The sequence below is a fragment of the Streptomyces sp. NPDC017225 genome (assembly GCF_044331465.1).
GTDB lineage: Bacteria > Actinomycetota > Actinomycetes > Streptomycetales > Streptomycetaceae > Streptomyces.
Window position 1 is genome coordinate 554379 of sequence record NZ_JBIRNE010000001.1, and the last position, 25859, is coordinate 580237.

Annotated in this window: 27 protein-coding genes and 3 pseudogenes; 15 read left to right on the top strand and 15 right to left on the bottom strand. The window is 73.4% G+C overall.

Annotation, left to right across the window (positions count from 1 at the left end; genetic code table 11):
- The first annotated feature begins 46 nt into the window (after positions 1-46).
- The 5 genes from ACH4NX_RS02440 (at position 47) to ACH4NX_RS02460 (ending at position 3495) form a co-directional block, all read left to right on the top strand.
- Complete coding sequence (locus ACH4NX_RS02440; RefSeq protein ID WP_398127386.1) at positions 47-841, top strand: hypothetical protein; 795 nt, start codon at positions 47-49, stop codon at positions 839-841.
- 54 nt (positions 842-895) lie between these two features.
- Positions 896-1699 (top strand): alpha/beta fold hydrolase, encoded by an 804-nt coding sequence (locus tag ACH4NX_RS02445; RefSeq protein ID WP_398127387.1) that lies wholly within the window; start codon positions 896-898, stop codon positions 1697-1699.
- 71 nt (positions 1700-1770) lie between these two features.
- Positions 1771-2070, top strand: a complete 300-nt coding sequence (locus ACH4NX_RS02450) for a hypothetical protein (RefSeq protein ID WP_351393730.1) — start codon at positions 1771-1773, stop codon at positions 2068-2070.
- Positions 2067-2657, top strand: coding sequence for a hypothetical protein (locus ACH4NX_RS02455; RefSeq protein WP_351393733.1), 591 nt, complete (start codon positions 2067-2069; stop codon positions 2655-2657). The genes ACH4NX_RS02450 and ACH4NX_RS02455 overlap by 4 nt, the downstream gene beginning before the upstream one ends.
- Positions 2658-2772: 115 nt before the next feature.
- Entirely contained in the window at positions 2773-3495 is a 723-nt protein-coding gene (locus ACH4NX_RS02460; protein ID WP_351393735.1) for an FAD binding domain-containing protein, read from the top strand.
- A gap of 32 nt (positions 3496-3527) precedes the next feature.
- Here ACH4NX_RS02460 and ACH4NX_RS02465 read toward each other — a convergent pair whose 3' ends face one another.
- Positions 3528-4364: a lysozyme gene (locus ACH4NX_RS02465; RefSeq protein WP_351393738.1), complete on the bottom strand. Its 837-nt coding sequence runs from the start codon at positions 4362-4364 to the stop codon at positions 3528-3530.
- A 170-nt stretch (positions 4365-4534) separates the two neighbouring features.
- On the opposite strand from ACH4NX_RS02465, the pseudogene ACH4NX_RS02470 reads away from it, so the two are divergent.
- Positions 4535-5478, top strand: a pseudogene (locus ACH4NX_RS02470) (DUF1731 domain-containing protein).
- Positions 5479-5595: 117 nt separating this feature from the next.
- On the opposite strand, the gene ACH4NX_RS02475 reads toward ACH4NX_RS02470, so the two are convergent.
- Genes ACH4NX_RS02475 through ACH4NX_RS02495 form a run of 5 tightly spaced genes read right to left on the bottom strand, consistent with a single transcriptional unit; the run spans position 5596 to position 9272 of the window.
- Positions 5596-6441 (bottom strand): cytochrome c biogenesis CcdA family protein, encoded by an 846-nt coding sequence (locus tag ACH4NX_RS02475; RefSeq protein ID WP_351393741.1) that lies wholly within the window; start codon positions 6439-6441, stop codon positions 5596-5598.
- Positions 6434-7234: a DsbA family protein gene (locus ACH4NX_RS02480; RefSeq protein WP_398127388.1), complete on the bottom strand. Its 801-nt coding sequence runs from the start codon at positions 7232-7234 to the stop codon at positions 6434-6436. Before ACH4NX_RS02480 ends, ACH4NX_RS02475 begins: the two co-directional genes overlap by 8 nt.
- Positions 7235-7292: 58 nt before the next feature.
- Positions 7293-7790, bottom strand: a complete 498-nt coding sequence (locus ACH4NX_RS02485; protein ID WP_351393746.1) for a hypothetical protein — start codon at positions 7788-7790, stop codon at positions 7293-7295.
- 55 nt (positions 7791-7845) lie between these two features.
- Entirely contained in the window at positions 7846-8283 is a 438-nt protein-coding gene (locus ACH4NX_RS02490; RefSeq protein ID WP_351393748.1) for a hypothetical protein, read from the bottom strand.
- 53 nt (positions 8284-8336) lie between these two features.
- Positions 8337-9272: a PhzF family phenazine biosynthesis isomerase gene (locus ACH4NX_RS02495; RefSeq protein WP_398127389.1), complete on the bottom strand. Its 936-nt coding sequence runs from the start codon at positions 9270-9272 to the stop codon at positions 8337-8339.
- 85 nt (positions 9273-9357) lie between these two features.
- On the opposite strand from ACH4NX_RS02495, the gene ACH4NX_RS02500 reads away from it, so the two are divergent.
- The 6 genes from ACH4NX_RS02500 (at position 9358) to ACH4NX_RS02525 (ending at position 15024) form a co-directional block, all read left to right on the top strand.
- Complete coding sequence (locus ACH4NX_RS02500) at positions 9358-10245, top strand: LysR family transcriptional regulator (RefSeq protein WP_398127390.1); 888 nt, start codon at positions 9358-9360, stop codon at positions 10243-10245.
- A gap of 258 nt (positions 10246-10503) precedes the next feature.
- Positions 10504-12252 carry an ATP-binding protein gene (locus ACH4NX_RS02505; protein ID WP_398127391.1) on the top strand — a complete coding sequence of 583 codons (1749 nt, stop codon included), beginning with the start codon at positions 10504-10506 and terminating at the stop codon, positions 12250-12252.
- A gap of 121 nt (positions 12253-12373) precedes the next feature.
- On the top strand, positions 12374-12793 hold the full coding sequence (locus tag ACH4NX_RS02510) for a roadblock/LC7 domain-containing protein (RefSeq protein ID WP_351394091.1): 420 nt from the start codon (positions 12374-12376) through the stop codon (positions 12791-12793).
- A complete protein-coding gene (locus ACH4NX_RS02515; RefSeq protein WP_351393760.1) occupies positions 12790-13146 on the top strand; it encodes a DUF742 domain-containing protein in 357 nt (118 codons plus the stop codon). The genes ACH4NX_RS02510 and ACH4NX_RS02515 overlap by 4 nt, the downstream gene beginning before the upstream one ends.
- Positions 13127-13765, top strand: a complete 639-nt coding sequence (locus ACH4NX_RS02520; protein WP_351393762.1) for an ATP/GTP-binding protein — start codon at positions 13127-13129, stop codon at positions 13763-13765. Before ACH4NX_RS02515 ends, ACH4NX_RS02520 begins: the two co-directional genes overlap by 20 nt.
- On the top strand, positions 13762-15024 hold the full coding sequence (locus ACH4NX_RS02525; protein WP_398127392.1) for a cytochrome P450: 1263 nt from the start codon (positions 13762-13764) through the stop codon (positions 15022-15024). The genes ACH4NX_RS02520 and ACH4NX_RS02525 overlap by 4 nt, the downstream gene beginning before the upstream one ends.
- Positions 15025-15040: 16 nt before the next feature.
- Here ACH4NX_RS02525 and ACH4NX_RS02530 read toward each other — a convergent pair whose 3' ends face one another.
- Both ACH4NX_RS02530 and pepE read right to left on the bottom strand, forming a co-directional pair.
- Positions 15041-16267 (bottom strand): cytochrome P450, encoded by a 1227-nt coding sequence (locus tag ACH4NX_RS02530; RefSeq protein ID WP_398127393.1) that lies wholly within the window; start codon positions 16265-16267, stop codon positions 15041-15043.
- Between the two features lie 59 nt (positions 16268-16326).
- Positions 16327-16874: pseudogene (gene pepE, locus ACH4NX_RS02535) on the bottom strand (dipeptidase PepE); the annotation flags it as partial.
- A 139-nt stretch (positions 16875-17013) separates the two neighbouring features.
- On the opposite strand from pepE, the pseudogene ACH4NX_RS02540 reads away from it, so the two are divergent.
- A pseudogene (locus tag ACH4NX_RS02540) lies at positions 17014-17331 on the top strand (hypothetical protein); the annotation flags it as partial.
- Here ACH4NX_RS02540 and ACH4NX_RS02545 read toward each other — a convergent pair.
- Positions 17300-19291 carry a TerD family protein gene (locus ACH4NX_RS02545; RefSeq protein ID WP_398127394.1) on the bottom strand — a complete coding sequence of 664 codons (1992 nt, stop codon included), beginning with the start codon at positions 19289-19291 and terminating at the stop codon, positions 17300-17302. The pseudogene ACH4NX_RS02540 and the gene ACH4NX_RS02545 sit on opposite strands and share 32 nt — an antisense overlap.
- A 160-nt stretch (positions 19292-19451) precedes the next feature.
- On the opposite strand from ACH4NX_RS02545, the gene ACH4NX_RS02550 reads away from it, so the two are divergent.
- Complete coding sequence (locus ACH4NX_RS02550) at positions 19452-20525, top strand: polyprenyl synthetase family protein (protein ID WP_351393774.1); 1074 nt, start codon at positions 19452-19454, stop codon at positions 20523-20525.
- Positions 20526-20530: 5 nt separating this feature from the next.
- Here ACH4NX_RS02550 and ACH4NX_RS02555 read toward each other — a convergent pair whose 3' ends face one another.
- The 6 genes from ACH4NX_RS02555 to ACH4NX_RS02580 all read right to left on the bottom strand — a co-directional run bounded on the left by ACH4NX_RS02555 (position 20531) and on the right by ACH4NX_RS02580 (position 25382).
- A complete protein-coding gene (locus ACH4NX_RS02555; protein ID WP_351393777.1) occupies positions 20531-21367 on the bottom strand; it encodes an urease accessory protein UreD in 837 nt (278 codons plus the stop codon).
- A 10-nt stretch (positions 21368-21377) separates the two neighbouring features.
- Positions 21378-21998 carry an urease accessory protein UreG gene (gene ureG, locus ACH4NX_RS02560; protein ID WP_351394094.1) on the bottom strand — a complete coding sequence of 207 codons (621 nt, stop codon included), beginning with the start codon at positions 21996-21998 and terminating at the stop codon, positions 21378-21380.
- Between the two features lie 163 nt (positions 21999-22161).
- Complete coding sequence (locus ACH4NX_RS02565; protein ID WP_398127505.1) at positions 22162-22908, bottom strand: urease accessory protein UreF; 747 nt, start codon at positions 22906-22908, stop codon at positions 22162-22164.
- 50 nt (positions 22909-22958) lie between these two features.
- Entirely contained in the window at positions 22959-24668 is a 1710-nt protein-coding gene (locus ACH4NX_RS02570; protein ID WP_351393780.1) for an urease subunit alpha, read from the bottom strand.
- On the bottom strand, positions 24661-25005 hold the full coding sequence (locus ACH4NX_RS02575) for an urease subunit beta (RefSeq protein ID WP_351394101.1): 345 nt from the start codon (positions 25003-25005) through the stop codon (positions 24661-24663). Before ACH4NX_RS02575 ends, ACH4NX_RS02570 begins: the two co-directional genes overlap by 8 nt.
- Positions 25006-25079: 74 nt before the next feature.
- Complete coding sequence (locus ACH4NX_RS02580) at positions 25080-25382, bottom strand: urease subunit gamma (protein WP_279561037.1); 303 nt, start codon at positions 25380-25382, stop codon at positions 25080-25082.
- A 201-nt stretch (positions 25383-25583) separates the two neighbouring features.
- Here ACH4NX_RS02580 and ACH4NX_RS02585 point away from each other — a divergent pair, with 201 nt between their 5' ends.
- Positions 25584-25766 carry a hypothetical protein gene (locus ACH4NX_RS02585; protein ID WP_351393784.1) on the top strand — a complete coding sequence of 61 codons (183 nt, stop codon included), beginning with the start codon at positions 25584-25586 and terminating at the stop codon, positions 25764-25766.
- The last annotated feature ends 93 nt before the right edge of the window (positions 25767-25859 follow it).

Below are 25859 nucleotides of genomic sequence, written 5' to 3' on the forward strand. Positions count from 1 at the left end.
GGCCACACCCGAGACCCGACGACCCCTGAGCCTCCATCCTTGTCCCATGGCCCGCTTTCAGCACACCGTGACCCTCGCCCCCGTGCCCCGCCGCTGGTTCGAGTCGTGCGTCAGCACGCTTCACGACCTGGCGGAAAGCCTGGACGCCGACGGAACGCGTCTGCGACTGCCCGACGGACGACTCCTGCCCGGCCTGGTCCTGTCCGAGGGGAGCCATCTGCGACCGGGCACCCGTTACCGGCCCGTGCGCGAGCAGGACGGGCAACCGGACGCCGACCAGACGGTCACCGTCCTCGCCTGGGACCGGCACCGCGAGACGGCGCTGGAGGTCGTCTCCCTCGACGGCGACCCGGCCCACCGCGCACAGTCGGCCTGCGTGCTCCGGCTCGTGAGCGCCGCCCGGCCACGGGAGGCGCGGCTCTCGGCGACACTGCGGGCGAGCGGGGACAAGCGGGCGAAGTACCTCGGCGGCACCGTACGTCTGCGCCTCGACCTCGGCCGATGGTGGCCGTCGGCCGCGGGCAGCGGCCGACGCTCCGTCCCAGCGCCCCTGAGCGGAGACCTGGCGCACGCGCTCGCGCGCGCCACCGTGACGGTCGTACCGCGTCCGGCACCGGACGGACACTGGCGGGTGACCGTGAAGGCGCGGGTCAGGGGCCGCTCCTTCGCCCGTCCGCTGCTCCCCGTCGTGACGGCCGTCATGGGGCGCCGCGCGCGCAGGGCCTTCGCCGAGGCGCTGGACGGCGCCGCGCGGCAGTGGAACGCGCGGCTGCCCGAGCTGGTCCTCAAGCAAGGAGAGGAACTGCGCGCGGAGTTGGCCGAGGCGCTGCTCGTTCCTTGAGACGTCCCGTGCCACATGCCTCCCGCCGGGCGGCATCCCGCTAGGGTGCCCGGAATGAACTTCGCAACCGTGCGCGGCGCCACGATCGACTACGACGACTCCGGTCCCTCGGCCGGACTCCCGGTCCTTCTGATCCACGGGCATCCCTTCAACCGCACCCTGTGGGCACCCCAGGTGGCGGCCCTGACGGAAGCCGGCCACCGCGTCGTCACCCCCGACCTGCGCGGCTACGGCCGTAGCGGCGTCACCCCCGGCAAGGTGCTGCTCGCCGACTTCGCCGACGACCTCGCCGAGCTCCTGGACCACTCGGGCATCGAGCGCGCGGTCGTCGGCGGCGTCTCCATGGGCGGCCAGATCTCCATGGAGTTCCAGCTGCGGCATCCGGAGCGGGTACGGGCACTCGTCCTGTCCGACACCTCCGCGCCCGCCGAGACCCAGGAGGGCAAGGAGTTCCGCAACCGGCTGGCCGACAGGCTGCTTGCCGAGGGCATGGACGGTTACGCGCACGAGGTCATCGACAAGATGCTCGCCTCCTACAACGTCACCGCCATGCCGGACGTGGCCGCCCGTGTCCTGGAGATGATGTGCGCCACCGACCCGCGGGGCGCGGCGGCGGCCCTGCGCGGAAGGGCCGAACGCCCCGACTACCGGGAGGTCCTGGCCGCCGTACGGGTTCCGGTCCTGGTCGTCGTCGGCGCGGACGACGTCTACACCCCCGTCGCGGAGGCGGAGTCCCTTCACCGCCTCGTCCCGCACTCCACCCTGGCCGTCGTCGAGAAGGCCGGCCACCTCCCCGGCGCCGAGCAACCCGAGCGCTTCAACGCCGTGTTGCTGGAGTTCCTGGCCGCGCGCGTGTGACCGCGTGCCGCTCGCCGGAGGTGTCAAGGTTTCCTTGACAAGGTGCATGCTGTCAAGGAAACCTTGACAGCATGCACTCTTCGACGCGCTCCGCTCCAGCCGTGCCGGCGGCCGCCACCGGTCTCCTCGCCGTGGTCACCGCCCTGATCGCTGTGGCGATCTCACTCGTCGACGACCTCGGCACGCCGGCCTACGTCGTCCTGGTGGCCGCGGACCTCCTGGTCGTCCTCGTCATGGGAGTACTCCTCGCCGCTTCCCTGTCGGGGAGCGCCCCGACCTCCGCCGACACCGCGCGTCTGGAGCGGGACCTGGAGAAGCTCGACGGCCTGGAGCCGCTGCGCGGCGACGAGGCGAAGGGAGTGCGGCGGTGAGCGGGACGGAGCCGCTCACCGAGGAAGAGATCCTGCGTATCCGGGAGGGCGTCGCGGCCGCCGTCCTGGACGCCCCGGACGGACTGGTGGAGTCGCTGGAGCACGATCCCGAAGGCTATCTCCGCCTGGTGGCGGCCAGTCGCGTCGGCGCCGAGGAGACGAGCAGGCTGCTGCGCGAGGCGGTCCAGGGCGCGCGAGCCGCGGGGCAGAGCTGGGACACCGTGGGCGGTGTCCTCGGCGTGAGCCGGCAGGCCGCCCAGCAGAGGTTCGCCGACCGGGGGCGGCCCGGCCCGGACGCGTCCGGACCGGCGGAGCGGCGGGTGCTGACGCCGCTGACCGCGTTCAACGAGATGCAGGCACTCGCCGAAGCCGGCGCGGACGGCTGGCACATGGTCGACTACGGCCCGTTCTTCCATGTCGTCGAGAAGTCCGGCCGCCCCTGGGAGCACCGCAGGGTCTCCTTCGCGGTCGGTGCCCGGCACCGCCGGATGGAGGAGCGGGGGTGGACACAGGTCGGCTCCGGGGCGTTCCCGTGGCGGTACTACAAGCGTCCTGTCCGGCGCGCGCAGGGCGCACATGAAGAATAAGTGAGCCCTGTACGCGCCCCCGCGGCGGTACGGACAATGCGCAGTGGCCGTGATCACGCGGCGGGAGGGGCGGGGTCGTCCACCGCCGCCTTCCGGGGAAAGCAGGTCGAGCGCCATGCTGTTGCGTCTGCCCACATCCGTCTCCGAAGCGCAGGAGTGCATGGCCGAGGGAGCGGTGCCCATCGGCGGTGCCACCCTCGTGTGGGCGACCTGGCAGCGGGACGGCTTCCCGGAACTGGCCATGTCGCTGCGGAACCTGCCCGAGGCGACCGCGGTCGAACCCGAGGCGCTGGGGGCGGCCGTGGTACTGCACCGCATCGACGAGCGTGTGCCCGAGGTGCTGCGAAGGGCGGCCGGCACGGTGGGCACCGGAGCCGTACGCCGGACGGCCACGGTCGGCGGCAACCTCGTCGGCAGCAGCCTGCGCTGCCTGCTGCCCGCGGCCCTCGTCCTGGACGCCCGCGCCACCGTGCTGGGGCCGGACCGGGCCTACGAGACCGACCTGGCCGAGGTCGTGGCGAAGCGTCACCTGCTGCTGAGCCTCGGCTGGCGCACCCCGATGGCCAGCGGCTACCGCAAGCGGCCCGCCGAGGCCGGCGGGCCGCCGCCCCTGGTGGTCGCCACCGCCGTGCACGCCGACGGCGAGGGTCGGCGCCGCCTGCGGATCGCCGTCCGCGACGGCTACGAGGTCGTGAGTGAGAGCGCACCGTGCGACGCGGGCGCCGACGAGGTGCTCGCCGCCCTGGAGCGTACGGACGTCGGCGCCCTGCCTCCCGGGGCCCGGGACGTGGTGCGTGAGCAGGTCGCCGACATCGTGGGGTCTCTCACCGATCGCTGAGCCACGGACGGCCGGGGGCCCGGCGGTCCGCGTCAGCCGTTGGCCAGCGCCTTGACTCGATCGAGCGCTCCGTTGAACTTGTCGTGGTCCCCGACGGTCGGTCCCGACGAGGTGTACTGCCACATCGTGTGGACGTCCCAGCCGGCCGGGAGGGGGCCCACGGTCGAGGCGTACCGGGCGATCCACAACGGGTTGGTGGCGCCGAAGCCGCTGTAGTCCCCGGTGCACTGCTTCCACCAGTTGGTGGAGGTGTAGATGACGGCCCGGCGTCCGGTGCGCTCCTTGTACCGGTCGAGGAAGTCCCGGATCCAGCCCACCATCTGACTCGTCGTCCTGCCGTAGCAGGTGTCCCCGTACGGGTTGTACTCGATGTCGAGCACGCCGGGCAGCGTCCTGCCGTCCTTCGACCAGCCGCCGCCGTGGTCGACGAAGTAGTCGGCCTGGGCGGCACCGCCGGCGCCGTCCGGGATGGCGAAGTGGTAGGCGCCGCGGATCATGCCGACGTCGTACGAACCGCCGTACTGCTGGGCGTAGTAGGGATTGCGGTAGGACGTCCCCTCGGTGGCCTTCGCGTAGGCCCACTTCACCCCGCTGTTCCAGAGGGTCGGCCAGGCGACGTTGCCCTGGTGGCTGGAGACGTCCACGCCCTCCGTCTGGGCGGCGCGGGTCTCGGCGGGCCGCCCCTGGACCCCCTCGTGGGCGAGGACACCGCTGCCCATGTACGCGGTGCCGCGGACGGGAGTCCGCACGTCGTCGGCCGACGCGGGGACCGCGGCCAGGCCGAGGAGGAGTGACTGGGAGGCGAGGAGGACGCCTGACGTGAGCAGGCGGCGTGAGTGGCTGGACGCCACGGCTATGGGTCTGCGCATGGCACCCATCCGATCCGCTGTCACGCCCGGCCGCATCCCACGGGCGCCCAGACGGTGTTGGGCGGTGGTCCGCCGAGGGGCGGGGCGTCACCGCCCCGTGTATTTGAACGCGTTCAAATGTGGGATAGGGTCGCTCGCGCGAGCACATGAGGCGGGGGAGGGAGCGTCCGGTGAAGATCGTGATCCCCGGGGGAACCGGGCAGGTCGGTACGGTGCTGAAGCGTGCGTGGACCGCCGCCGGCCATGACGTCGTGGTGCTCACCCGGCGGCCGGAGCGGCGGGGCGAGGTCGGATGGGACGGCCGGACGCCGGGTGCGTGGGTCAAGGAGGTCGACGGCAGCGACGTGGTCGTCAACCTGGCCGGTCGCAGCGTGAGCTGCCGCTGCACCCCGGGCAACCTGAAGGCGATGATGGACTCGCGTGTGGAGTCCGCGCGTGCCGTCGGCGAGGCGATCTCGGCAGCCGCCGAGCCGCCCGGCATCTGGTTGCAGATGAGCACCGCCACCGTCTACGCCCACGCTTCGACGCGCCCAACGACGAGGCCACCGGCCTGCTCGGCGGAGCCGAACCGGGAGTCCCGGACCACTGGTCGTACAGCGTCGACATCGCCAAGGCCTGGGAGCGGGAGCAGGAGCGGGCGGACACCCCGCACACCCGCAAGGTGGCCCTGCGCTCCGCCATGGTGATGAGCCCGGACCGGGGCGGCGTCCTGGACGTCCTGCTGTGGCTGACGCGACTGGGCCTCGGCGGCTCCGTCGCGGGCGGTGCGCAGTACGTGTCCTGGATCCACGACCAGGACTTCGTCCGCGCGGTCGACTTCCTCGTCGGCCGCGACGACTTCACCGGACCCGTGAACCTCGCCGCGCCGGCTCCGCTGCCCCAGCGCGCGTTCATGCGCGCACTGCGCCAGGCGTGGGGCATGCCGGTGGGTCTGCCGGCGACGCGGTGGATGGCCGAACTCGGCGCCCTCGTCCTGCGTTCGGACACCGAGCTGCTTCTCAAGAGCCGGCGCGTCGTCCCCGGCCGACTGCGCGAGGCGGGGTTCGCGTTCGACCACCCCGAGTGGCCCCGGGCCGCCGACGACCTCGTACGGCGGGTGCGCGAAAGCCGGTGAGAAGGGCGGCGTCCCGGACGACCGGACCGGCGCACAGCCCTGCCGGAATCCGTCGGACGAAGCCCTGGGGAGAGGGGCGCCCCGCAGGGCACCCCTCTGTGCCGCCGGTCCCGGCCCTCAGCCGCCCCCTTCACCGCGGCGTGCCGCGCGGGCCCCGCGTACCAGGACGGCCAGGGCCCCCGCGGCCACGGCGAGGGCGAGCACACCCAGCAGGGCACGGTCGGAGACGGCGTCCCCGAGGCGGGACAGGCGTTGCTCCCAGGCGAACTCCGTGTCCACCCCCATCAGCGACGGCAGCGCCGAGGTTCCGTCGAAGAGCAGGAACAGCGCGCCCAGGGCGATGAACATCACCCCGCCGAGCAGTGACGTGGAGTGCAGCCGCAGCCTGCCCAGGCGCACCGGCCGGCCACGCAGCCAGCGTCGCCGGCCCAGGTCGAACCGGTCCCACAGGGCCGCCAGCACGAACATCGGCACGGCCATGCCCAGGGCGTACACCGCGAGCAGCGCACCGCCCCGCCAGGGGTCACCGCCGATCGCCGCCACCGTGAGGACGCTGCCGAGGATGGGGCCCGCGCAGAAGCCGGCCAGCCCGTACACCGCGCCCAGGGCCGTGACGGAAAGCGCCGAACCCGACCGGCGCGCGCCCGCGGACCGCTGGAGCCGGCGCGAACCGAAGCCCATGCCCAGCAGTTGCGCCAGCCCCAGGGCGATGACGAGCCAGCCGCCCACCGTCACCAGCAGGTCGCGGTGTCCGTAGAAGAGGCGCCCGGCCAGCGAGCCCGCCACACCCAGCGGCACCATGGTCAGGCACAGTCCGGCGTAGAACAGCGCGGTGCGTCCCAGCAGCCGGGTGCGGCTGGTGAACGAGTAGGCGAAGAACGCGGGCAGCAGAAGCGCCGAGCACGGACTGAGCAGCGCCAGCAGCCCACCGAGGAAGGCGACCGCGAAGCCCGGGTCACTCATCGGTGCCGTCCTGTGCGTGTGCCCCTTCGGCCGCCGCCTCGACGGCTTCGGCGAACACGTCCGTGGGCTGGGCGCCCAGGATCGGCCGGCCGTTGACGAGGAAGGCCGGGGTGCTGCTGACGCCGAGTGCGTAGCCCTCCTCGACGTCCCGGGTCACGGCCGCGTCGGCCGCCGGGGAGGCCAGGTCGGCGCGGAAGCGGTCGAGGTCCCCGACCCCCGCCTCCTTGGCCATGGCGACCAGCGCCTTCTCGGCGAAGTCGCCCTTGTTGCGCTCGCGCGGATGCGCGTAGGCGGTGTCGTGGAACTGCCAGAACCGGTTCTGCCGGCCCGCGGCCCAGGCGGCCCGGGCCGCCTGCTCCGACTCCGCGCCGAAGACCGGGAAATGGCGCCACTCGATCCGCAGCACGCCCTTGTCGACGTAGTCACGCAGCAGTTCGGGTTTGGTCTCGCGGGCGAACCGGCCGCAGAAGGGGCACTGGAAGTCCGAGTACTCGATCAGCACGACGGGCGCGTCCGGCTTGCCCAGGGCGTAGGGATCGCCGGAATCCCGCCGGGCGAGGGCGAGCAGCGCGGGGTCGGCGGGAGGAGCCGCGGACGGCGAGTCGGAGGCCGACGCGGTGGCGGGACGGCCGGCGGACTCGTCACCCGGGACGAGGGCGACGACGGCGACGACGACGGAGGCCACGAGGACTGCGGCGGCGAGCACCGGACGCAGCCGACGGCGCGGCACCGGGCCACCCCCGGCGGTGGAGCCCGGGCGGGACTTCTTGGGCAGGCGTGATTCAGCGTTCATGGGTCGACTCCACGGAAGGAGGAAGAGTGAGAAGTGCGGGGGAGGGCCGAGGCCGGGCTCAGGCGCGGGCCGGCAGCGGGCAGGCCTCGGCCGTCGACAGCCTGCGCAGCGCCGCTTCCGCCAGCAGGGCCAGGGAGGCCACGGCGACGACCGGCTGGAGCGGAGCCCAGTAGGTCAGCGCGCCGGAGCTGCCGAGCAGCAGCAAAACGAGCTTGTTGCAGACGGGGCAGCCCACGGCGAGGAAGGACAGCAGGCCGCCGAGTGGGCCCAGTCTGCTGCCGGGGCCGTCGGCCCGGGGCGGGTCCGCCGCCCCCGGGAGGCGGACGAAGGTGGCCAGGACGAGGCCCGCGAGCGCGGCGGTGGCGGCGAGTACCGGGTAGTTCCACCACTGGACGGGGACGGTCCGGCCGAAGAAGGGGGAGGGCACGACCGCGGTGGGGACACCCACGAGGACGGCGGTCAGGGCGGCACCGGCTGTGGCGGCGGCCCACTGGGCGGGCCGCCAGGACGCGAGTGCCGCTCCCGCCCGGCGCGGCGACCGGGAGGAGGAAGGCATGGAGAAAGGCTCCGTTCGAGAGGATGAGACGGACGCGGCACGAAAGGCGGCCGGTCTAGATCCTCAGAACGGTGGTCGAGATGCCACTGGCACAGCTCGTCGGCGGGGCGGGTCCCGCGGGCGCGTGGGCGGGTGTCGCCGACAGCGGCGTTCCGCGCTGCACGGTCGTGTCCGCGGCCCCCGCGGCCGACGGTTCGCCGACGCGGAGATCCCCGCGCGTCGAGGCCGGCTCGGACAGGCCCTTCTTCTCACACGGGCGAGGGGCGGCAGGGCCCGCCTCGTCCCCGGCGGCCAGGTCGGCGGTGGGGGCTGCCTCGTCCCCGGCGGCGACCGGAGACGACGACACGGTCGCGGCACCTCCGTCCCCGGCGCCCGCGGCCGGCGAGCCGCGGCCCGCCGCCGTCACGCACAGCACGGCGACGGTCAAGGTGACCATCGCCAGCACACAACGCAGCAGCGACACCGCTCGGGTGTGCCTGCCGCGTGGGGACATCGGGGGACGGCTCCTACCGCTCGGGCTGCTCAGGGACGTATGCGGAAGCCAGCCTACATACCCGGCTTCGAGCCGGCCGACGTGGCTGAGGGGATCGGCACCGCCTGTCCCGTGACCCGTGTGCGGGGATCCTCGGGGTCCACGTCGATGAGCAGGTCGCTGGGGCGCCCCATGTCCTCGCCCTGGCGGATCGCGATCGTGCCGCGCCGGGTCACCAGGCCCAGCTCGCGGAGGTACCCGCCGAACGCGGCGGCCGCCGCTCCCGTCGCCGGGTCCTCCACGACGCCACCTACGGGAAACGGGTTGCGGGCGTGGAAGCGCTCCGGCGACTCGCGCCACACCAGGTCCACCGTCGTCCAGCCGTGACGCCGCATGACCTCGGCGAGCCCGTCGAAGTCGTAGTCGAGGTCGGCCAGCCGGGCCCGCGAGGCCGCGGCGAGCACCAGGTGGTCGGCGCCCCCGAACGCCACGTGCGCAGGCAGGTCGGGGTCCAGATCGTCCGCGGCCCAGCCGAGCGCCCGGAGCGCGGCGTCCGACTCGGTGGCGAGAGCCGGGCGGGAACGCGTCGGCACGCTGGTGAGGGTGGCCCGCACCGCGCCGGAGTCGTCGGCCGCGGTGGACACGGGAACCTCACCGGCGGGCGTGTCGAGGACGATCTCGCCGGGTCCCGTCCGCTCGGCGAGGGCGACTGCCAGCGCGACGGTCGCGTGCCCGCAGAACGTCACCTCGGCGAGGGGACTGAAGTAGCGGACCCGGAACCGGCGCGTCGCCGTGTCGCCGCCGGTGACGAAGACGGTCTCGGAGTACCCCACATCGGCGGCGACCGCCCGCATCGCCGTGCCGTCGAGCCCGGAGGCGTCGAGGACCACTCCGGCCGGATTGCCGCCCGCCACATCGCCGGTGAAGGCGGCGTAGCGCAGGATCTCGGTATCGTTCGGCGGCTCGGAAAAGCCTGCCACGTCGCTCGTTCCCGTCACGTCGGTGCTCATGACCACCACGCTGCCACCCGGGACCGATCGTGTCCAACGATCGGCCCCGATACCTCCCATCGGGAAACCGCATAGGCTGAGCCAGGTGGACACCAGGCTGCTGACGACCTTCACCACACTCGCCCGCACGGGCGGCTTCACCGCCGCCGCCGCCGAACTGCACCTGGCCCAGTCCACGGTCACCGTGCACATCCGCACCCTGGAACGGGACCTCGGTGTCCGCCTCTTCGACCGTTTGCCCACCGGCGCGCTGCTCACCGACGCCGGCCACCGGCTCCTGGAGCGGGCCGAGGAGGTACTCGACAGCCTGGCGCGGTTGCGCGCCGCCTGTGACGACGCCGGCGTCGTGTCGGGGCGGGTGGTGGTCGGCAGCCCGGAGTCCCTGTGCGCGAGCCGACTGCCCGGCGTCGTCGCCGCCCTGCGGGCGTCCCACCCGGAGGTGGACGTCCACCTGTACGCGGCCGGGACCGCTCAGTGCCTGGAAGGACTGCGGTCGGGACGGCTCGACCTGGCCCTGCTGCTGGACGAGGAGACGGAGTTCCACGACGTCACGGGCGAACGCGTGGCCTTCGAGCCGCTCGCCCTCGTCTCCGCGCCCGGACACCCCCTCGCCGAACGGGCGCACGCGGTGAGCTGGCCGGAACTGGCGGCGGAGAGCTTCTTCCTGCTGGAGGAGGGCTGTTCCTACAGCGACGCGCTGGCACGGCGGTTGCTCGACGTGCCGGGCGGGCGGCCGAGGCTGACCCGGTTCGGGAGCGTGGACGCGGCGCGCAACTGCGTGGCGGCCGGTCTGGGGCTGACCCTGCTGCCGCTGACCACCGTGGCGGAGGAGCTGAGGCAGGGGCGGCTGGTACGGGTCGACGGACCGGGTTTCCCCGACGCACCGGTACGGCTGGCCAGGCATCGCCGGCGGTGGGCGGCACCGGCCGTCCAGGAGGTCGCGCGGGCGCTGGTGCGGCATCTCGGCGGCTGAGCGGTCCCCGGGTCGCGACTCCCACCTCCGCCAGAACGCCTGTATCACATCGGTGCGTTCGAGCGGCGCGATGTCGGAGAAGTTCGCTCCTCGGTGGGGTCCGTGGTCGGTCCGGCATCCGTGCCCGAGGCGGTGACTAGCATGAGCCGCAAGCCCGCCGGAGGCGATCACCACGTACTGGGTGGGACGGCTCCGGCCCGCGGACGACGCATGTCGACCGGCCTTTTCCCCGCTCTCAAGGACCAGAGGGACCGCGGAATGTCAGTGTCTGCACCCCCCACCCCGCCCCGGGCGCAGAAAGCCCGCCGCTCCACCCCCGCCGCCCCCCTGCTCGTGCTCCCGGCGGCCGCCACTGCCGCCGGTGCCGCCTGGGCGGCGGCGCCCGAGGCCGCCCGCGGCTGGACCGCGACCCTCGCCGTGACGTCCTGGCTGTGCGTCGCCGTGGCCGTCGTCCTCGGAGCCCACCTGGTCCGGCGGGAGCGCCGGGCCGCGACGGACCGGAGGACGGAGATCAGTGCTCTCAAGGCCCGCGTCGCGCAGGAGAACGCCGGCCTTCTGTACCTGGTCAACGTCGTCCTGCCGGGCATCGCGCGACAGGTCCGCGACGGCACGGGCGCGGACGAGGCCGTCGCCGACACCGCGCCCGTTACCGGCCCGCACCTGCGTCAGCTCGTACAGAGCTTCGCCTCCCTGACGGCGGACGCAGCACGGCACGCCGCGGACGCCGAGGCCCGCCACCGGCAGGCGGTGGGGGAGACCCGGCAGGTGGCCGCGGAGCTGGAACACCTGGCGAGCGACACCCTGCCCGCCGCCGTGGAGAAACTGCGGGAAGGCACCTCCGCGGACGTCGTCCTCGCCGAACTGGAGTGGCCGCGGTGCCCGCGACTGCGCGCCTGCGCCGAGTTGTTCGTCCGGGAGCTGGCGCACAGCGAACGGCGCACCGCCGCGGCCCAGGCCGCCTCCGCCAAGTCCCTCAGCCGTGTCCAGGCCAAGGCCGTCGGCATGCTCGCCGACCTCAGGGACATGCAGGACCGCCACGGCGAGGAGGTCCTCGGTGACCTGCTCCGCCTGGACCACAGCACCTCACAACTCGGCCTCATCACCGACCGCCTGGCCCTCCTGATGGGCGGGCGCTCCAGCCGGGCCTGGAACAAACCGATCGTGATGGAGAGCATCCTGCGCGGTGCCGTCGGCCGCATCGCCGCGTACCGGCGGGTCCGGATGCACTGCTCCACCGGCGCCGCGATCTCCGGGCACGCGGCCGAGGGCGTCATGCACCTGCTCGCCGAACTGATGGACAACGCCGCCAACTTCTCGCCGCCCATCGACGAGGTCCACGTCTATGTGGAGGAACGTACCGCCGGAGTCGTCGTCACCATCGAGGACAGCGGACTGAAGATGGCCGACGCGGCCATGCGCCACGCCGAGCAGGCGGTGTCGGGGCGGACGACCGACCTGGCCTCACTGCAGGGCACGCGGCTCGGCCTCGCCGTGGTCGGACGGCTGGCCGCCAAGTACCGGATCGGCGTGAGCTACCGGCCCTCGTCGCGCGGCGGCACGGGTGTGGTCGTCCTGGTACCTCCGCAGTTGCTCGCCCAGCAACGCGACCCGGGACCGTCCGTCACCGCGGACCGTACGTCCGGCGGTGCCTCCGCCGTCCCGTTCCCCGGCCCGGCCCCCGCCGCGGACGCCCCGGCACTCGCGGGGCGCGTGCCGGACGTCCGCCCCGACCCCGCCGGCCTGTCCGGGCGCGCCGATCCCTCCGGGCGACCGGTGCGGTCCCGTCCGGAGCCCGCCACGACCGGTGGCCTGCCCGTCCGCTCCCCGGGCCGCACCATGGCCGAGGCCGACGCCGAGCGCGAACGCCGGGAGCGGCAGCGGCAGTCGTCCGACCGGAAGACACCGGTGCACCGGGACGCCGGGGCCAGCTTCGGAGCCTTCCACCGCGGACGCCGGTCCGGGGCCGCGGGCGGGGCCCCGGAGACCGGACCGCCCGCGCCGGGGTAGACCACGCCCCGCCCACCCCACCGCACGGCGCGTATCGGCGCCCCCTCGCCCTTCGAGCTCGTGAGAATGGAGGAACGGGCCGGTGACCGCAGACTCAGGAACCACCGTCCCCGCAACCATCATGCAGACCACCGACAACAGCCTCACCTGGCTCCTGCAGAGACTCCTCGACCGCACCCCCGGCACCCGCCACGCCCTCGTCCTCTCCCGCGACGGTCTGAGGCTCTGCTGGACCGAACACCTCACCCTGGACCGGGCCGACCAGCTCGCCGCGATCTGCTCGGGCATCCAGGCCCTGGCCCAGGGCGCCTCCGTGGAGTTCGGCGACGGAACCGGTGGCGTCCGGCACTCCATGACGGAGTTCCACGGGGGGTTGCTGTTCGTCGTGGAGGCCGGCGAGGGCGCGCACCTGGCCGTCGTGGCGGCGCAGGACGCCGACCCCGGAGTGGTCGGCCACCAGATGACCGAGATGGTCGAGCAGATCGGTGACCACCTGCGGGCCGAGCCGCGCCACGCCGCCCCCGGGAGCCGTTCGTCGTGACTCGCAGGCCCGTGGACACCGGCGAGCCCGACCGGCTCTACACGGTCACGGGCGGACGCAGCCGCGCCGACGACTCGTTCGACCTCGTCACCCTGGTGGTCAGCGAATGCGAGCCGGCGGCCGGCCTGCAGTCGGAACACGTCAGGATCCTCGAACTGTGCCGGCACCCGACGGCCGTGGTCGAACTCGCCGCCGAGCTGGGACTGCCGATCACGGTCGTCCGCATCCTGCTCGGCGACCTGCTCGCCACCGGCAGGGTCACCGCCCGCCATCCGCGCCTGGGGCAGTCCGTCGCGTCGCACCCGGATACCGCTCTTCTCCAGGAGGTGCTCCATGGGCTCCGCAACCTCTGAAACCATGCCTGACCTCGCAGCGGCCTCCTCCGGCCGTACGCCCCTGACGGACGCCGCCGAGACCGGACTGAAGATCGTCGTCGTGGGCGGCTTCGGCGTCGGCAAGACCACCCTGGTCCGCTCGGTCAGCGAGATCCGGCCGCTGAACACCGAGGAGGTGATGACCCAGGCAGGCGTCGGCGTCGACGAGACCGGCGAGGTCACCGCCAAGACCACCACGACCGTCGCCTTCGACTTCGGCCGGATCAGCCTCAACGACCGTATGGTCCTCTACCTGTTCGGCGCCCCGGGCCAGGAACGCTTCTGGTTCCTCTGGGAGCGGCTGTTCTCCGGAACGCTCGGCGCGGTCGTCCTCGTGGACACCCGCCGGATGGACGACTCCTGGTACGCGATCGACCGGCTGGAACACCACGGCACCCCGTTCGTGGTGGCCGTCAACCGCTTCGACGACGACTTGGCCAGGCACTCCCTGGACGATATCCGCCAGGCACTCGCGCTGCCCGACCGCGTGCCGCTCGTCGACTGCGACGCACGGGTGCGGAAGTCGGGCAAGAACGTGCTGGTCACCCTCGTGGACCACCTCTACCAACTGGCCCTGGCCCAGGAGAGCGCATCGTGACCCACACCGACCCCGCACCCGACCGCACCGACGCACCCGGCTGCCATGCGCACCCGGACGCCGTACCGCTGGCCGGTCTCGAGTACCAGCAGACGCCGTCGCAGTTGTACCGCGGCCTGCGGAGCGAGCACGGGGCCGTCGCGCCGGTGCTCCTCGACGGCGGCATCCCCGCCTGGCTCGTCCTCGGCTACCCCGAGGTGAGCTATGTGACCAGCCACGACGAGCTGTTCGCCCGGGACTCGCGCCGCTGGAACCAGTGGGAGCACATCCCGCCCGACTGGCCGCTCCTGCCCTACGTCGGCCACCAGCCGTCGGTCCTGTTCACCGAGGGCGAGGAGCACCGGCGGCGGGCCGGTGTGATCACGCAGGCGCTGGCGGGCGTCGACCAGTTCGAGCTGGCCCGCAACTGCCGGCAGCTCGCCGACCGGCTCATCGCCGCCTTCGCCGGCAGCGGCCGCGCGGAGCTGATGAGCGGCTACGCGCACGCCCTGCCGATGCGCGCCGCGGTGCGCATGTGCGGGATGCCGCACAGCGGCGCCGAGACCCGGCAGCTGGTCGAGGATCTGCGGATCTCCCTCGACGCGGCGGAGGGCGACGACCCGGTCGCGGCGTACGCGCGCGTGGGGGAGCGCATCCACCGGCTGGTCCGGCAGAAGCGGGGGCGGCCCGGCCCCGACGTCACCTCGCGGATGCTGACGCACCCGGCGGGACTCACCGACGAGGAGACGGTCCAGGACCTGATCTCCGTCATCGCCGCGGCCCAGCAGCCCACCGCCAACTGGATCGGCAACACCCTCAGACTGCTCCTCACCGACGAACGCTTCGCCCTCAACGTCTCGGGCGGCCGCCTCAGTGTGGGAGAGGCCCTCAACGAGGTGCTGTGGCTGGACACACCGACGCAGAACTTCATCGGCCGCTGGGCCGTGAACGACATCCAGCTGGGCGGCCGGCAGATCCGCGCCGGCGACTGTCTCGTCCTCGGCCTCGCCGCGGCCAACACCGACCCGCAGCTCTGGCCCGAGGCACGCGCCGGCGCCGAGAACTCCGCGCACCTGTCCTTCAGCAACGGCGAGCACCGGTGCCCGTACCCGGCGCCGCTGCTCGCCGACGTCATCGCCCGCACGGCGGTCGAGACCCTGCTGGAACGCCTGCCCGACCTGGTACTCGCGGTGGAGCCCGAGGAACTGAGCTGGCGTCCGTCCATCTGGATGCGGGGACTGACGGCTCTGCCGGCGCTCTTCACGCCCGTGGTTCCCTGACCCGCGGCACCTTCCGTCAGGCCCGGCGAGGTGTGAACCGCACCGGCAGCGACTGCGGACCCCGGGTGAACACGCCACGCTCCATCACGTCGAACCCCTCGGCCGGCCGCAGGTCGGGCATGGCGTCCAGCAGCTGGCCGACGCCGGTCTCGACCTCGGCCTTCGCCAGCAGCGCCCCGACGCAGAAGTGCCGGCCGAGGGCGAAGGCGAGATGGTCGGCGGCGGCCGAGAAGGCGGTCGTCGTCGACAGGTCGTCGCGGAGGATGTCGAAACGGTCCGGGTCACGGTAACGGGTCCCGTCCCGGTTGGCCGCGCCTATCAGACAGGTGACGGTGGCTCCCGCCGGTATGGTGCCGCCGCTGAGCGTGACCTCGGACGCCGTCTGCCGCATGATCATATGGACGGGCGGCGTGTAGCGCAGCGTCTCGGCGAAGGCCCGGTCGATCAGGCTCCGGTCCTCGCGTACGGCCGCCAACTGGTCAGGGTGCGCCAGCAGGTTGGCGAAGATGCTCGCGATCGCCTTGTCGGTCGTCTCGCCGCCCGCCGCGAGCAGCAGACTGCAGAAGGCCTTGATGTCCTCGTCGCTCATCCGGACCCCGTCGACCTCCGCGGCGCACAGGGTGGACAGCAGGTCGTCCCCCGGGTTCTCGCGGCGCTCCCGGATGACGGGGAACATGTACTCGGCGAACTCGACCCGGGTACGCGCACCCGCCGCCGCGACCTCGGGGTCACCGGCGAGGTTGCCCAGGAAGGCGATGACCGACGTGTACCAGCCGTGGAACCGGTCGTGGTCGGCCTTGTCCAGGCCCAGCATGTCCGCGATGACGTTGACGGGGAAGCGGGTCGCGTAGTCGGTCACCAGGTCGGCACGGCCGGTGTGCCGGAACGCGTCGATGAGTTCACGGGAGTTGCGCTCGATCACCGGCAGGAACCTCTCCCGCAGGTCGGCTCCGCGGAACGCCGGGGAGACCAGCGCGCGCCGGACCGCGTGTTCGCGACCGCTCAGCTGGAGGATCGTCCTGCCGTGCACGGGCTCGATCTGCCAGTCGTAGTTCTCGGTCGTGAACTGTGCGTCGCGGTCCTTGAAGACGCGTTCCACGTCCTCGTAGCGCGAGACGATCCAGCTCCGGGTGGCCTCGTGCCGGATGAGGGGCGCACTCTCCCGCATCACCCGGTAGGCGGGATAGGGGTTCGCCGCGAACTCGGGGGAGAGGATGTCGGGGACCTGCTGAGCGGTGGACATGAGGCTCCTCGGTCGACAACGTCCGGACGGCACCAGGCTATTGACGACACGGTGCCTCCGACAGACCGCGCGCGGACGGCATCGGCGGCCGGCCGACGACGTCCGTCGCCCTTGTGCGTAGACGCCGGGTCCGGGTCGAGGTAGTGCGGGTTGATCTGGAACGGGACCAGCCCGAGCGCCTCGAAGGACGGCGGCTCGACGATCGGCATGTCGTTGGTGGTGCGCAGCGAGGGCGCCGCCATGTTGGTGCCGGCGCCGGCCCCCATGGAGGGCAGCCCGTCGACGACCGCCTTGACCAGCGCCGTCCGCAGCCCGGTGCGGTACAGCGTGCTCAGCAGCCGGAAGGAGTTGCCGCCGCCGACGAACACGGCGTCCGCCTCGCCGAGCCGCGCGAGCGGTCGCCGCCCTCGTGGACGCCCCGCACGTCGATCCCCGCCCCGGCGAGCGCGCCGCGCACCTTGGCGGTGTAGGCGTCGTGGTCGGCGAGCGCGTACGGGACGAAGGCCAGCCGCGCTCCGGCGGGCAGGAAGCCGGTCACGGTGTCGAGGACGTGTGCCAGGTAGCCGCGGCCGTACTGGGTGGAATTGGACAGGAGCAGCAGATTCACGGGGTCGGTCCTCATCGACGGGGATGGAACGGGACGTCAGGTCCTGCGGGGTGAACGCGGGCGCCGGTGGTGCTGCGCCGGATGCGTCGGGCGCTCTTCCAGCGACCGGACGGCGCGTCGCAGCACCCACCCGGGCCTCGGCCGCGCCGGGCACGGCTCGTCGACCGACGACGAGAACGCCGTCACCGACCTCGCCGAGTCCCTCACCCGCATCGGGCGGCACACCTTCCCGGTCCGGCTGACCGAGCCGGTGCGCGCCCTGCTCGCCGAGGCCGCCCGGCTCAAGGGCGTCGACATCGACTTCGACGCGCCCGACCTGGACGCCGAACTGGCCAGGCTCGGTCACGTGGCCGGCTTCACGCAGGTCGTGCTGCGCGACTCGGCCAACCCGGCGATGTTCTTCGCGCTGCCCGGGCGGGCGGCGGTCAGTCGGCGACCTCGACGCCGTAGCCCTGGGCAAGCACGCCGAGACCGTGGTCGTAGCCCTGGCCGACGGCCCGCAGCCGCCAGCTCTGCCCGCGCCGGTAGATCTCCGCGAGCAGCATGGTGCGCTCGGTGGTGGCCGCGTCCAGCGTGGCCTGGGCGAGGGCCGCCGCACTGCTGCCGGGGCCGGAGACGATGTGCAGCGCGCCGACGTCGCCGAACGCGGGGGAGCCGTCGATGGCGGCGGCGACGACGACCTTGCGGGCCGACGGCGGCAGCGTGGCGAGGTCCACGCTGACGGTCTGCTCGGTCGGACCGTCGCTCAGCAGCCGCACCGTCCCGCCCGGGTTCTCCGGGGCGCCGTAGAAGACGAAGTCCTCGTCGAAGGAGACCTGCTCGTCCTCGTCCAGCACGAACGCGACCACGTCGATGTCGCACGCCGTCTGCTGCGCCCAGGACGCGGTGACCGTCCAGCGGTGCTCCGGCCCACGGCCCTGCTGGAGCGGCAGATCGACGACGCCGCCGCGCGGCAGCACATGTGCGGCAGTGCGCCGCTCGTCCGCCCGAGGCCCCGCCGTCACGACCGGCGCGACCAGCCACGCGGCGTCGTGGACGGGCAGCAGCAGCGCGGTGATGCGCGCCAGCCTGCGGTCGCTGTCGCCGCCGTCGAGGACGACCACGTCGGTGACGCCGGCGGACAGGTTGATGGCAGCGGCCCCGCCGAGCTCGACGACGCGCGTACGGGCGGCCACCGCGTCGGGGTGCGTGCCGCCGAGCACGAGCACCCGCCGTCCGCTCAGCGGGCCACGCGGTTTGCCGGGACGCCTGCCGGGCTTGGGGGCCGTGGCCGGCGGGGCAGGTTCCGTCCGCACGGCGGGGTCGGGGAGGGCGGCGGTGGTGACCTGCGTGTCGGCCACCTCGGCCACCTCGGCCACCTCGGCCACCTCGGCCACCTCGGCCACCTCGGCCACCTCGGCCACCTCGGCCACCTCGGGCCCGCGCGGCGTCGGGACGGCCGGCAGCGCGGCCGTGCCGGCCAAGGGGGCGGCGTCGGTCCCCGACGGGGCTCCCTCGTGCGAGACGCCGGGCCGGACATCGCCGAGCAGCCGCAGGAAGGCCGCCTCGTCGATGACGGGAACCCCCTCGGTGAGCGCCCGCCGGGCCTTGGCGGAGCCGGTCGAGAGGTCATTGGTGACCAGGGCGCTGGTGTGCCGGCTGACGGAGGACACCATGTTCAGCCCCGCGCCGGCGGCCCGCAGCAGCAGGTCCGCCCGTGCGGTCACCGTCTCCCCGGTGACGGCGATCTTCATGCCCTGCACCAGCGGCCCGCCCGGGGTGAGCCGTCCCGGGTTGCGGAAGGCGCACGGCGTCCTGGGCGGCTTCGGCGCGAACCGCGCGTCCTGCCGGGGCGGGCAGGCCACCAGCGGCAACGACAGGTCCAGCTGCGCCGCCTCCCGCAGCGAGGCGCGCAACACACCGGCCAGCACCCGGGTGTCGTCCAGCGCGTCGTGCGCCTTCACCTGAGGGACGCCGTAGTGCGCGGCGAGCGTGCCGAGCCTCAGATCGTCGGTCGGCGGGTCCACGCGACGGTTCAGGGCCAGCGTGCACAGCCGCCTCGCGACGGGCAGTCGCAGCCGCGCCCGCGCGAACTCGTGGGCGAGGAAGTCGTAGTCGAACTGGGCGTTGTGGGCGACCAGCACCCGGCCCTCGAGAAGCGCGCCGATCCGCTCGGCCACCTGCTCGAAGGCCGGCGCTCCGCGCAACCGCTCGGCCGTCAGACCGTGCACGTGCACCGGCCCCGGGTCGCAACCCGGATCCAGCAGGGTCGAGAACTCCCCGGTCTGCTCACCGTCCGGGCCCAGCGTCACCACGGCCACGGACAGCACCCGGTCGCGGCGCGGCACGAGACCGGAGGTCTCCACGTCGACCAACGCCCATTCGAAGGCGTAGTCGCGCAGGACGGACGGATCGGCGGCGGCAGACGTGAGAGACATGGAGGAATGATGGAGGTATGTCCTCGGTTCCTTCAACTCGAATGCCGACTGATCCCGTTTTGCGGCGTCTTCGACAGCCGCGACCGTGCCGCTCGCGGGGCGGGCGCCCCCTGACACACTGCTGGCGTGTCACCCGCCCCATCCTCAGGAGGACTTCGTCATGACCGAGCAGCCGCTGGACCGTGTCGCCCGGTACGAGCGACGGTTCAACACGCTCTTCGCGGAGTACTTCGACACGCTGGGCACGACCTTGGAGGCGCCGTCCTTCAGCCGCTTCACCCCGGACTGCCTGGAGCTGCTGCGCGACCTGTCCCTGCGGGGCGGCAAGCGGATGCGGGTCGTGCTGCTCCACGAGGCCGCGCGCCTGGTGAGTGACGAGCCGGTAGAAGGACTGGACGCCGCCGCGCTGAGCGTCGAACTGCTGCAGACCCACGGCCTGGTGCACGACGACCTCATCGACGACAGTGCCACCCGCCGGGGCGGACCCACCACCTACTACGCCTACCGGGAGAGGTTCCCCCGGCATCCGCGGGCGGCGCTCGGGCTCACCGTACTCGCGGGCGACCTCGCGCTCGCCCTCTCGCTGCGCGTGCTCCTGGACGCCGGGCTTCCCGCCGAGGTGCGCCAGGCCATGGTCGAGGTGCAGACCCGGGCCGCGACCGACACGTTCGTGGGCCAGATCGCCGACCTGGAGCGCGACTTCGCCGCCGAGGCGCCGGACGACGAAGTCCTGCACGACGTGGCCGACCACAAGTCGGCCCGCTACTCGGTCCTCGCCCCGCTGCAGCTCGGGCTCCTGGCCGCGGGCGAACAACCGGGCACTCACGAGAAGGAGTTGCGCCGCTACGCGCGACTGGTCGGCATCTGCGGTCAGATGCGCGACGACTACCTGGACCTGTTCGGTGACGAGGCGGCGATGGGCAAGCCGACGGGCACCGACCTCCGCGAGGGCAGGCACACTTACACCGTCGCGCGTCTGCTGTCCGCCGTGAGCGGTGCCGAGCGCGCCGTCGTCGAAGAGGCACTGGGAAACCCCTCCTGCACGCCGCGGACCGTCGCCGCGGTCCGCGAGATCGGTGAGCGCCGAGGGGTGGCCGACCGGATGCGGGCGGACATGCGGGGGTACGCGGAGCAGGCCCGCCTGGTGGCCGAGGGCTGGCGCCCGAGGTGGCGCGGGGAGGCGGTCTCCTTCTTCGAGCACCTGCCGCGGTGGAGCGTCGAGCGGGCCGGGTGAACGGCTCACACGCCGGTCGCCCGGAGGGCCGTGGTCTCCTGCGCGCCGGTGAGCAGACGGGCCATGGCCCGGTCGAGCCGCCGCCGCAGGCCGGCCGTGTCGGGGGCCAGCGTGCTGAGCAGCCTTGCCCCGCCGGGCAGCTCCATGAGGGCCGTCTCGGGACCGCCGAGCGAGGTGGGCGCGCCGTCGTCGGCCGCCAGGCCAGGATCCACGACCAGCAGCGTGCCGGCCGTACGGCATCCGGCGGTGACGGCGGGACCGTCCCATCCGGGCGATGCGGGGCCCGCGCCGAGTTCCTGGTCGTAGAGCGGGCCGTCCTCGGTCTCGACGCGCACCCGCTGGCGGTACCGGCCGGAGGGCTCGCCGTGCCGGCCGAACAGCACCTCCTCCCGCAGTACCAGCCGGGCGCCGGTCTCCAGCACGATCCGGGTGTCGCTGACGTGCCGGCAGCCGTGCGCCGTGATCACCAGCTCCGGAAGCCAGGCCAGGGCCGCGCCCGCGCCCACGTGGACGCGGACGTCCAGGCGGGACTCCTCGCCGTACGTTCCCGGCAGCAGCAGGGTGGAGGCGATCTCTCCCAGCACGAGGGCGCTGCCGGGTCCCACCCGGACCTCGAGGCGCAGCCGGTCGCCGCCGAGCGGTCCCGCGGCGCCGGCCGCCAGATGGACCCGGGCGGGGTCGGCCGTGCGACAGGCCCACTCGGTGACCGGAGTGCGGGCCAGCGGTGCCGTGCTGCGCAGCATCAGCGGCCACCCGGATCGCAGCACCGGGACACGGGTGTGGGCCCGCCCTGGTCCATGGCCGGCGAGCTCGGTGGCCAGCCGGGCCGTCGCCTGTGTCATGGCTCCCTCCTCACCCGCCCTCGGCCAGCAGCCCGCGCACCCATGCGGTGACCTCGTGGGCCGCGGGGTCCTCCACGAGGGACAGGAAGCGGACGGGGAGGTCGCCGCGCTTGTCCTTGGCGTCGCGGGCCATCACCGACAGATCGGCGTTCACCTGTCCGGCGAGGTCCGTCTTGTTGATGACCAGCAGGTCCGAGACGGTCACCCCGGGCCCGCCCTTGCGGGGCACCTTGTCGCCCCCGGACACGTCGATCACGAAGATCTGGTGGTGGATCAGACCGTGGCTGAAGGTGGCGGTGAGGTTGTCACCGCCGCTCTCGATCAGGATCAGGTCCAGTGGCGGCAGGTCGCGCTCCAGGTCCTCCACGGCCTCGAGGTTGGCGGAGATGTCGTCACGGATGGCGGTGTGCGGGCAGCAGCCGGTCTCGACCGCCCGGACGCGTTCGGCGGGCAGTACGCCGTTGCGCAGCAGGAAGTCGGCGTCCTCGGTGGTGTAGATGTCGTTGGTGACCACGGCCAGTCGCAACTCGTCGGCCAGCGACCGGCACAGCGCCGCCACCAGTGCGGTCTTGCCGGACCCCACCGGGCCGCCGAGGCCGATCCGCAGCGGTCGCCCCGGGGTCCGGGGCAGCCGGCCCGCGGTGGGGCCGGGACGCGGCGGGTGGCCGTGCGCGTGCTCCTCCTCCGGGTCGCGCGGGCCGGGACGCTCGGAGTCGTGCCGGTCGGGACCCCCGGGACCGTGCCGGTCGGGACCTCCGGGACCGTGCCGGTCGGGGCTTTCGGGTTCGTGTCGGTCAGGACGCAAAGAGACGCACCTCCCAGGTGGCGTGGAGTTCGGCGGAGATGTCGAGCAGCGGGGCGCCGTACGCGGGCAGTTCGCCGGCGGGCACGTCGGCGCGGCCGGCGGCCCAGGCGGCCAGTCGGTCCAGTTCCGGTGCGAGCCGGGCGAGGACGGCGTGCACCGCGAAGGGGTCGAGTCCCAGCAGCCGGACCGCCGCCGTCGCCGGGCCGGTCGCGGCGTCGTGCAGCGCGGCGGCCGCCGCCGCGTGCGGGGTGAGACCGAGCGCCCGGGCCGTCGCGCCGAGGGCCACGGGCTGGTGCGGGCCACCCGGCAGCGCGGTGGCGAGTGCGTCGAGCCCCGGGTGCGAGCCGACCGCCCGGGCGGCTCGCAGCAGTTGCCGGCCGAGCTTGCGAGAGGTGGCGCGCAGCGCGGGCGCCGGGGTGCGCGCCTCGAACTCGGTGTCCAGCGCGGTGATCCGGTCCTTCCCGTCCTCCCAGTCCCTCCAGTCCCCCCGGTCTTCCCGGTCTTCCCGGTCTTCCCGGTCTTCCCGGTCTTCCCGGTCCGTTTCCGGCGGAACGCCGTCGAACGCCGAGCAGGCCGCCGCGGCGAAGGCGGCGGCCATGGCCCCGCTGGTGGCGACGCGCCCCCGCAGGAACGCCTCCAGGGTGTCGGGGTCCGACACCCGTCCCGCCGCGACCGCCGCCTCCAGACCGCCGGAGTGGGCGTGACCGCCCGCGGGGAAGCGCCCGTCCGCCAGCATCAGCAGGGCCGCGGTCCCGGCGGCGCCGGCGGTCGAGACCCGGGCCCCGGTCAAAACAGGAAGTAACGGTGGTTCATCGGCAGTTCGGTGGCCGGTTCGTGGTCGACCACCTCTCCGTCGATGCGTACGGTGAACGTGTCCGGGTCGACCTCGATGGCCGGCAGCGCGTCGTTCTCCGGCAGGTCGGCCTTGGCCCGGCGCCGCGTGTTCTCCACCGGGACGAGTCCGCGGGCGAGGCCGAGCCGGTCGGCCAGGCCGTCCTCGATCGCGGCCGGCGCCACGAACGCCACACTGGTCGCCCCGGCGGCCCTGGTGCCGACGTTGTACCCCAGCCTCGGCAGCACCGGCTGCGGGGTGGGGACGGCGGCGTTGGGGTCGCCGAGCAGCGCCATCGCGGCCATGCCCGACTTGTAGACCGCCGTCGGACGCACCCCGAACAGGGCGGGCTCCCACAGGACGAGGTCGGCGAGCTTGCCCGGTTCGACGGAACCGACCTCCCGTTCGAGGCCGTGGATCATCGCGGGGACGATCGTGTACTTGGCGACGTAGCGTCGGGCGCGGCGGTTGTCGGCCCGGCCGTCGCCGGGCAGGGAGCCGCGCAGTCTCTTCATCACGTGCGCCGTCTGCCAGGTCCGCCGCACCACCTCGCCGAGCCGGCCCATCGCCTGGGCGTCGGAGCTCATCGCGGAGATGGCCCCCATGTCCTGGAGGATGTCCTCCGCCGCCATCGTGGACGCGCGCACCCGGCTCTCGGCGAAGGCGAGTTCGGCCGGGACCTGCGGGTTCAGGTGATGGGCGATCAGGCAGATGTCGAGCTGTTCGTCGGCGGTGTTGACCGTGAAGGGACGGGTCGGCGTGGTCGAGGACGGCAGTACGCACGACTCGCCCGCGATCCGGATGATGTCCGGCGCGTGGCCGCCGCCGGCGCCCTCGGTGTGGAAGGCGTGGAAGGTGCGGCCGTCGACCGCGCGCAGCATGTCCTCGACGAACCCGGCCTCGTTGAGGGTGTCGCTGTGGATCGCCACCTGGACCCCGGCCGCGTCGGCGACGCGCAGCGCGGTGTCGATGACGGCCGGAGTGGCACCCCAGTCCTCGTGGACCTTGAAGCCGCCCATCCCGCAACGCAGTTGCTCCCACAGGGACTCCTCGTTGACCGTGCTGCCCCGGCCGAGGAAGAGCACGTTGACCGGCCACGGCTCGAACCCCTCCAGCATCCGTTCCATCCACCAGCCGCCCGGCGTCGCCAGGGCCGCCTTGGAACCGTCGGTGGGGCCGGTGCCGCCGCCTACGAGGGTCGTGGTGCCGGCCTCCAGGGCGACGATCGACATGTCGGGGGAGACGAAGTGGACATGGGTGTCGACCGTGCCGGCCGTCATGATCAGTCCGCTGCCGTTGACCATCTCGGTGCAGGGGCCGACGACCAGGTCCGGATGGACACCGTCCATGATGTCGGGGTTCCCGCACTTGCCGAGCGCGACGATCCGCCCGTCGCGGATTCCCACGTCGGTCTTGACGACGCCCCAGTGGTCCAGCACGACGACGCCGCCGATCACCAGGTCCGGGGTGCCCTCGGCCCGGGTGGCGTGCGACTGCCCCTGCGACTCCCGCCCCGACTTGCCGCCGCCGAAGACGGTCTCGTCGCCGCCGACGCACCGGTCCTCCTCCACCTCGATGAGGATGTCGGTGTCGGCGAGCCGGATCCGGTCGCCCCTGGTGGGCCCGAGCGAGGCGACGTAGGTGCGCCGGTCGATCTCAGCCATCGAGGGCTCCTCCACACGCGCCGCGCAGCCCGCGTACGACGCGCCGGCCGCCGAGGGGCACCAGTTCGACCTCGACGGTCGCACCCGGGTCGAAGCGCCGCATGCCGCCTGCCAGGATGTTCAGCCGGTGTCCCCAGGCACGTTCCCGGTCGAAGCTCAGTGCCGGGTTGACCTCGGCGAAGTGGTAGTGCGAGCCGACGCTGACCGGACGGTCGGCCGTGTTGACGACCGAGACGCTGATCACCGGACGGCCCGCGTTGATGGTCACCGGGCCGGAACCGTAGATGATCTGGCCGGGCGCGCCGGGCTCGTCGGCCGACTCCGCCCCGGGTTGCACCAGACCGGTCGACTCGCCCTTCCCGGAGCCCGGGACGAGGGACTTGCCACTGCCCGGACGCTGCTGGCGCTCGCTCACTGGATCGGCCCCTGCACCGCGATCAGCTTCGTGCCGTCGAGGAAGGTGGCCTCCACCTGGACCTGGGCGAGCATGTCGGCCACGCCGTCCATCACCTCGTCCCGGCGCAGCACCCCCCGGCCCGCGTCCTGGAGGTCGGCCTTGGTGCGTCCGTCGCGGGCCCCTTCGAGGAGGAACGCGGAGATGACCGCCGTGGCCTCCGGGAGGTTGAGCTTGAGGCCGCGCTCCCGGCGTTCCTGCGCCAGCTTGGCAGCCGTGTAGATCATCAGGCGCTCCCGCTCCTGAAGACTGAGCAGCATCGCTGTCTCCGCTCTGTCCGTGCTGGTCGCCGGGGACCGGCCGGTATCCGGGTATCGGGAGCCAGCCTGGCACGGACACCGGCGGAGGCAGGAGAGATGTTGGGCCGGCCGGGGGCCCCGCCCGCCCGGCTGCGGACCCGCCGTCGGCTGACAGGATGGGGCGGACCCGGGAACGCGAGCAGGAAGGGGAGGGGAAGGGAAATGGCCGTACTGGTCCTGTCCGGTGTCCTCGTACTCGTCGTCGGAGGATGCGTCTGCGTCGTGTGGGCGGCACGGGGCGGTCCGCGCTGGGTGCGTGCGGTGTCCGCCGTGACCCTGGCGGCGGGCGAACTGGCGCGCGGTTCGAAGAGCTCCGGCCGGCGCGGGAGCGGGGGAGACGACTGAGGGCGACCGAGACGGACCCCGTCTGACACCTGTTCCCCGTGTCGCTCGATGGGGTATTCGGGATCTTCTGCCCCGGGTGCACGGTCATGCTCT

Coding starts and splice junctions, on each gene's coding strand:
- ACH4NX_RS02440 (WP_398127386.1), top strand. CDS start 47: ATGGCCCGCTTTCAGCACACCGTGACCCTCGCCCCCGTGCCCCGCCGC.
- ACH4NX_RS02445 (WP_398127387.1), top strand. CDS start 896: ATGAACTTCGCAACCGTGCGCGGCGCCACGATCGACTACGACGACTCC.
- ACH4NX_RS02450 (WP_351393730.1), top strand. CDS start 1,771: ATGCACTCTTCGACGCGCTCCGCTCCAGCCGTGCCGGCGGCCGCCACC.
- ACH4NX_RS02460 (WP_351393735.1), top strand. CDS start 2,773: ATGCTGTTGCGTCTGCCCACATCCGTCTCCGAAGCGCAGGAGTGCATG.
- ACH4NX_RS02465 (WP_351393738.1), bottom strand. CDS start 4,364: ATGCGCAGACCCATAGCCGTGGCGTCCAGCCACTCACGCCGCCTGCTC.
- ACH4NX_RS02475 (WP_351393741.1), bottom strand. CDS start 6,441: ATGAGTGACCCGGGCTTCGCGGTCGCCTTCCTCGGTGGGCTGCTGGCG.
- ACH4NX_RS02480 (WP_398127388.1), bottom strand. CDS start 7,234: ATGAACGCTGAATCACGCCTGCCCAAGAAGTCCCGCCCGGGCTCCACC.
- ACH4NX_RS02485 (WP_351393746.1), bottom strand. CDS start 7,790: ATGCCTTCCTCCTCCCGGTCGCCGCGCCGGGCGGGAGCGGCACTCGCG.
- ACH4NX_RS02490 (WP_351393748.1), bottom strand. CDS start 8,283: ATGTCCCCACGCGGCAGGCACACCCGAGCGGTGTCGCTGCTGCGTTGT.
- ACH4NX_RS02495 (WP_398127389.1), bottom strand. CDS start 9,272: ATGAGCACCGACGTGACGGGAACGAGCGACGTGGCAGGCTTTTCCGAG.
- ACH4NX_RS02505 (WP_398127391.1), top strand. CDS start 10,504: ATGTCAGTGTCTGCACCCCCCACCCCGCCCCGGGCGCAGAAAGCCCGC.
- ACH4NX_RS02510 (WP_351394091.1), top strand. CDS start 12,374: ATGCAGACCACCGACAACAGCCTCACCTGGCTCCTGCAGAGACTCCTC.
- ACH4NX_RS02520 (WP_351393762.1), top strand. CDS start 13,127: ATGGGCTCCGCAACCTCTGAAACCATGCCTGACCTCGCAGCGGCCTCC.
- ACH4NX_RS02530 (WP_398127393.1), bottom strand. CDS start 16,267: ATGTCCACCGCTCAGCAGGTCCCCGACATCCTCTCCCCCGAGTTCGCG.
- ACH4NX_RS02545 (WP_398127394.1), bottom strand. CDS start 19,291: ATGTCTCTCACGTCTGCCGCCGCCGATCCGTCCGTCCTGCGCGACTAC.
- ACH4NX_RS02550 (WP_351393774.1), top strand. CDS start 19,452: ATGACCGAGCAGCCGCTGGACCGTGTCGCCCGGTACGAGCGACGGTTC.
- ACH4NX_RS02555 (WP_351393777.1), bottom strand. CDS start 21,367: ATGACACAGGCGACGGCCCGGCTGGCCACCGAGCTCGCCGGCCATGGA.
- ACH4NX_RS02565 (WP_398127505.1), bottom strand. CDS start 22,908: ATGCTGGCGGACGGGCGCTTCCCCGCGGGCGGTCACGCCCACTCCGGC.
- ACH4NX_RS02570 (WP_351393780.1), bottom strand. CDS start 24,668: ATGGCTGAGATCGACCGGCGCACCTACGTCGCCTCGCTCGGGCCCACC.
- ACH4NX_RS02580 (WP_279561037.1), bottom strand. CDS start 25,382: ATGCTGCTCAGTCTTCAGGAGCGGGAGCGCCTGATGATCTACACGGCT.
- ACH4NX_RS02585 (WP_351393784.1), top strand. CDS start 25,584: ATGGCCGTACTGGTCCTGTCCGGTGTCCTCGTACTCGTCGTCGGAGGA.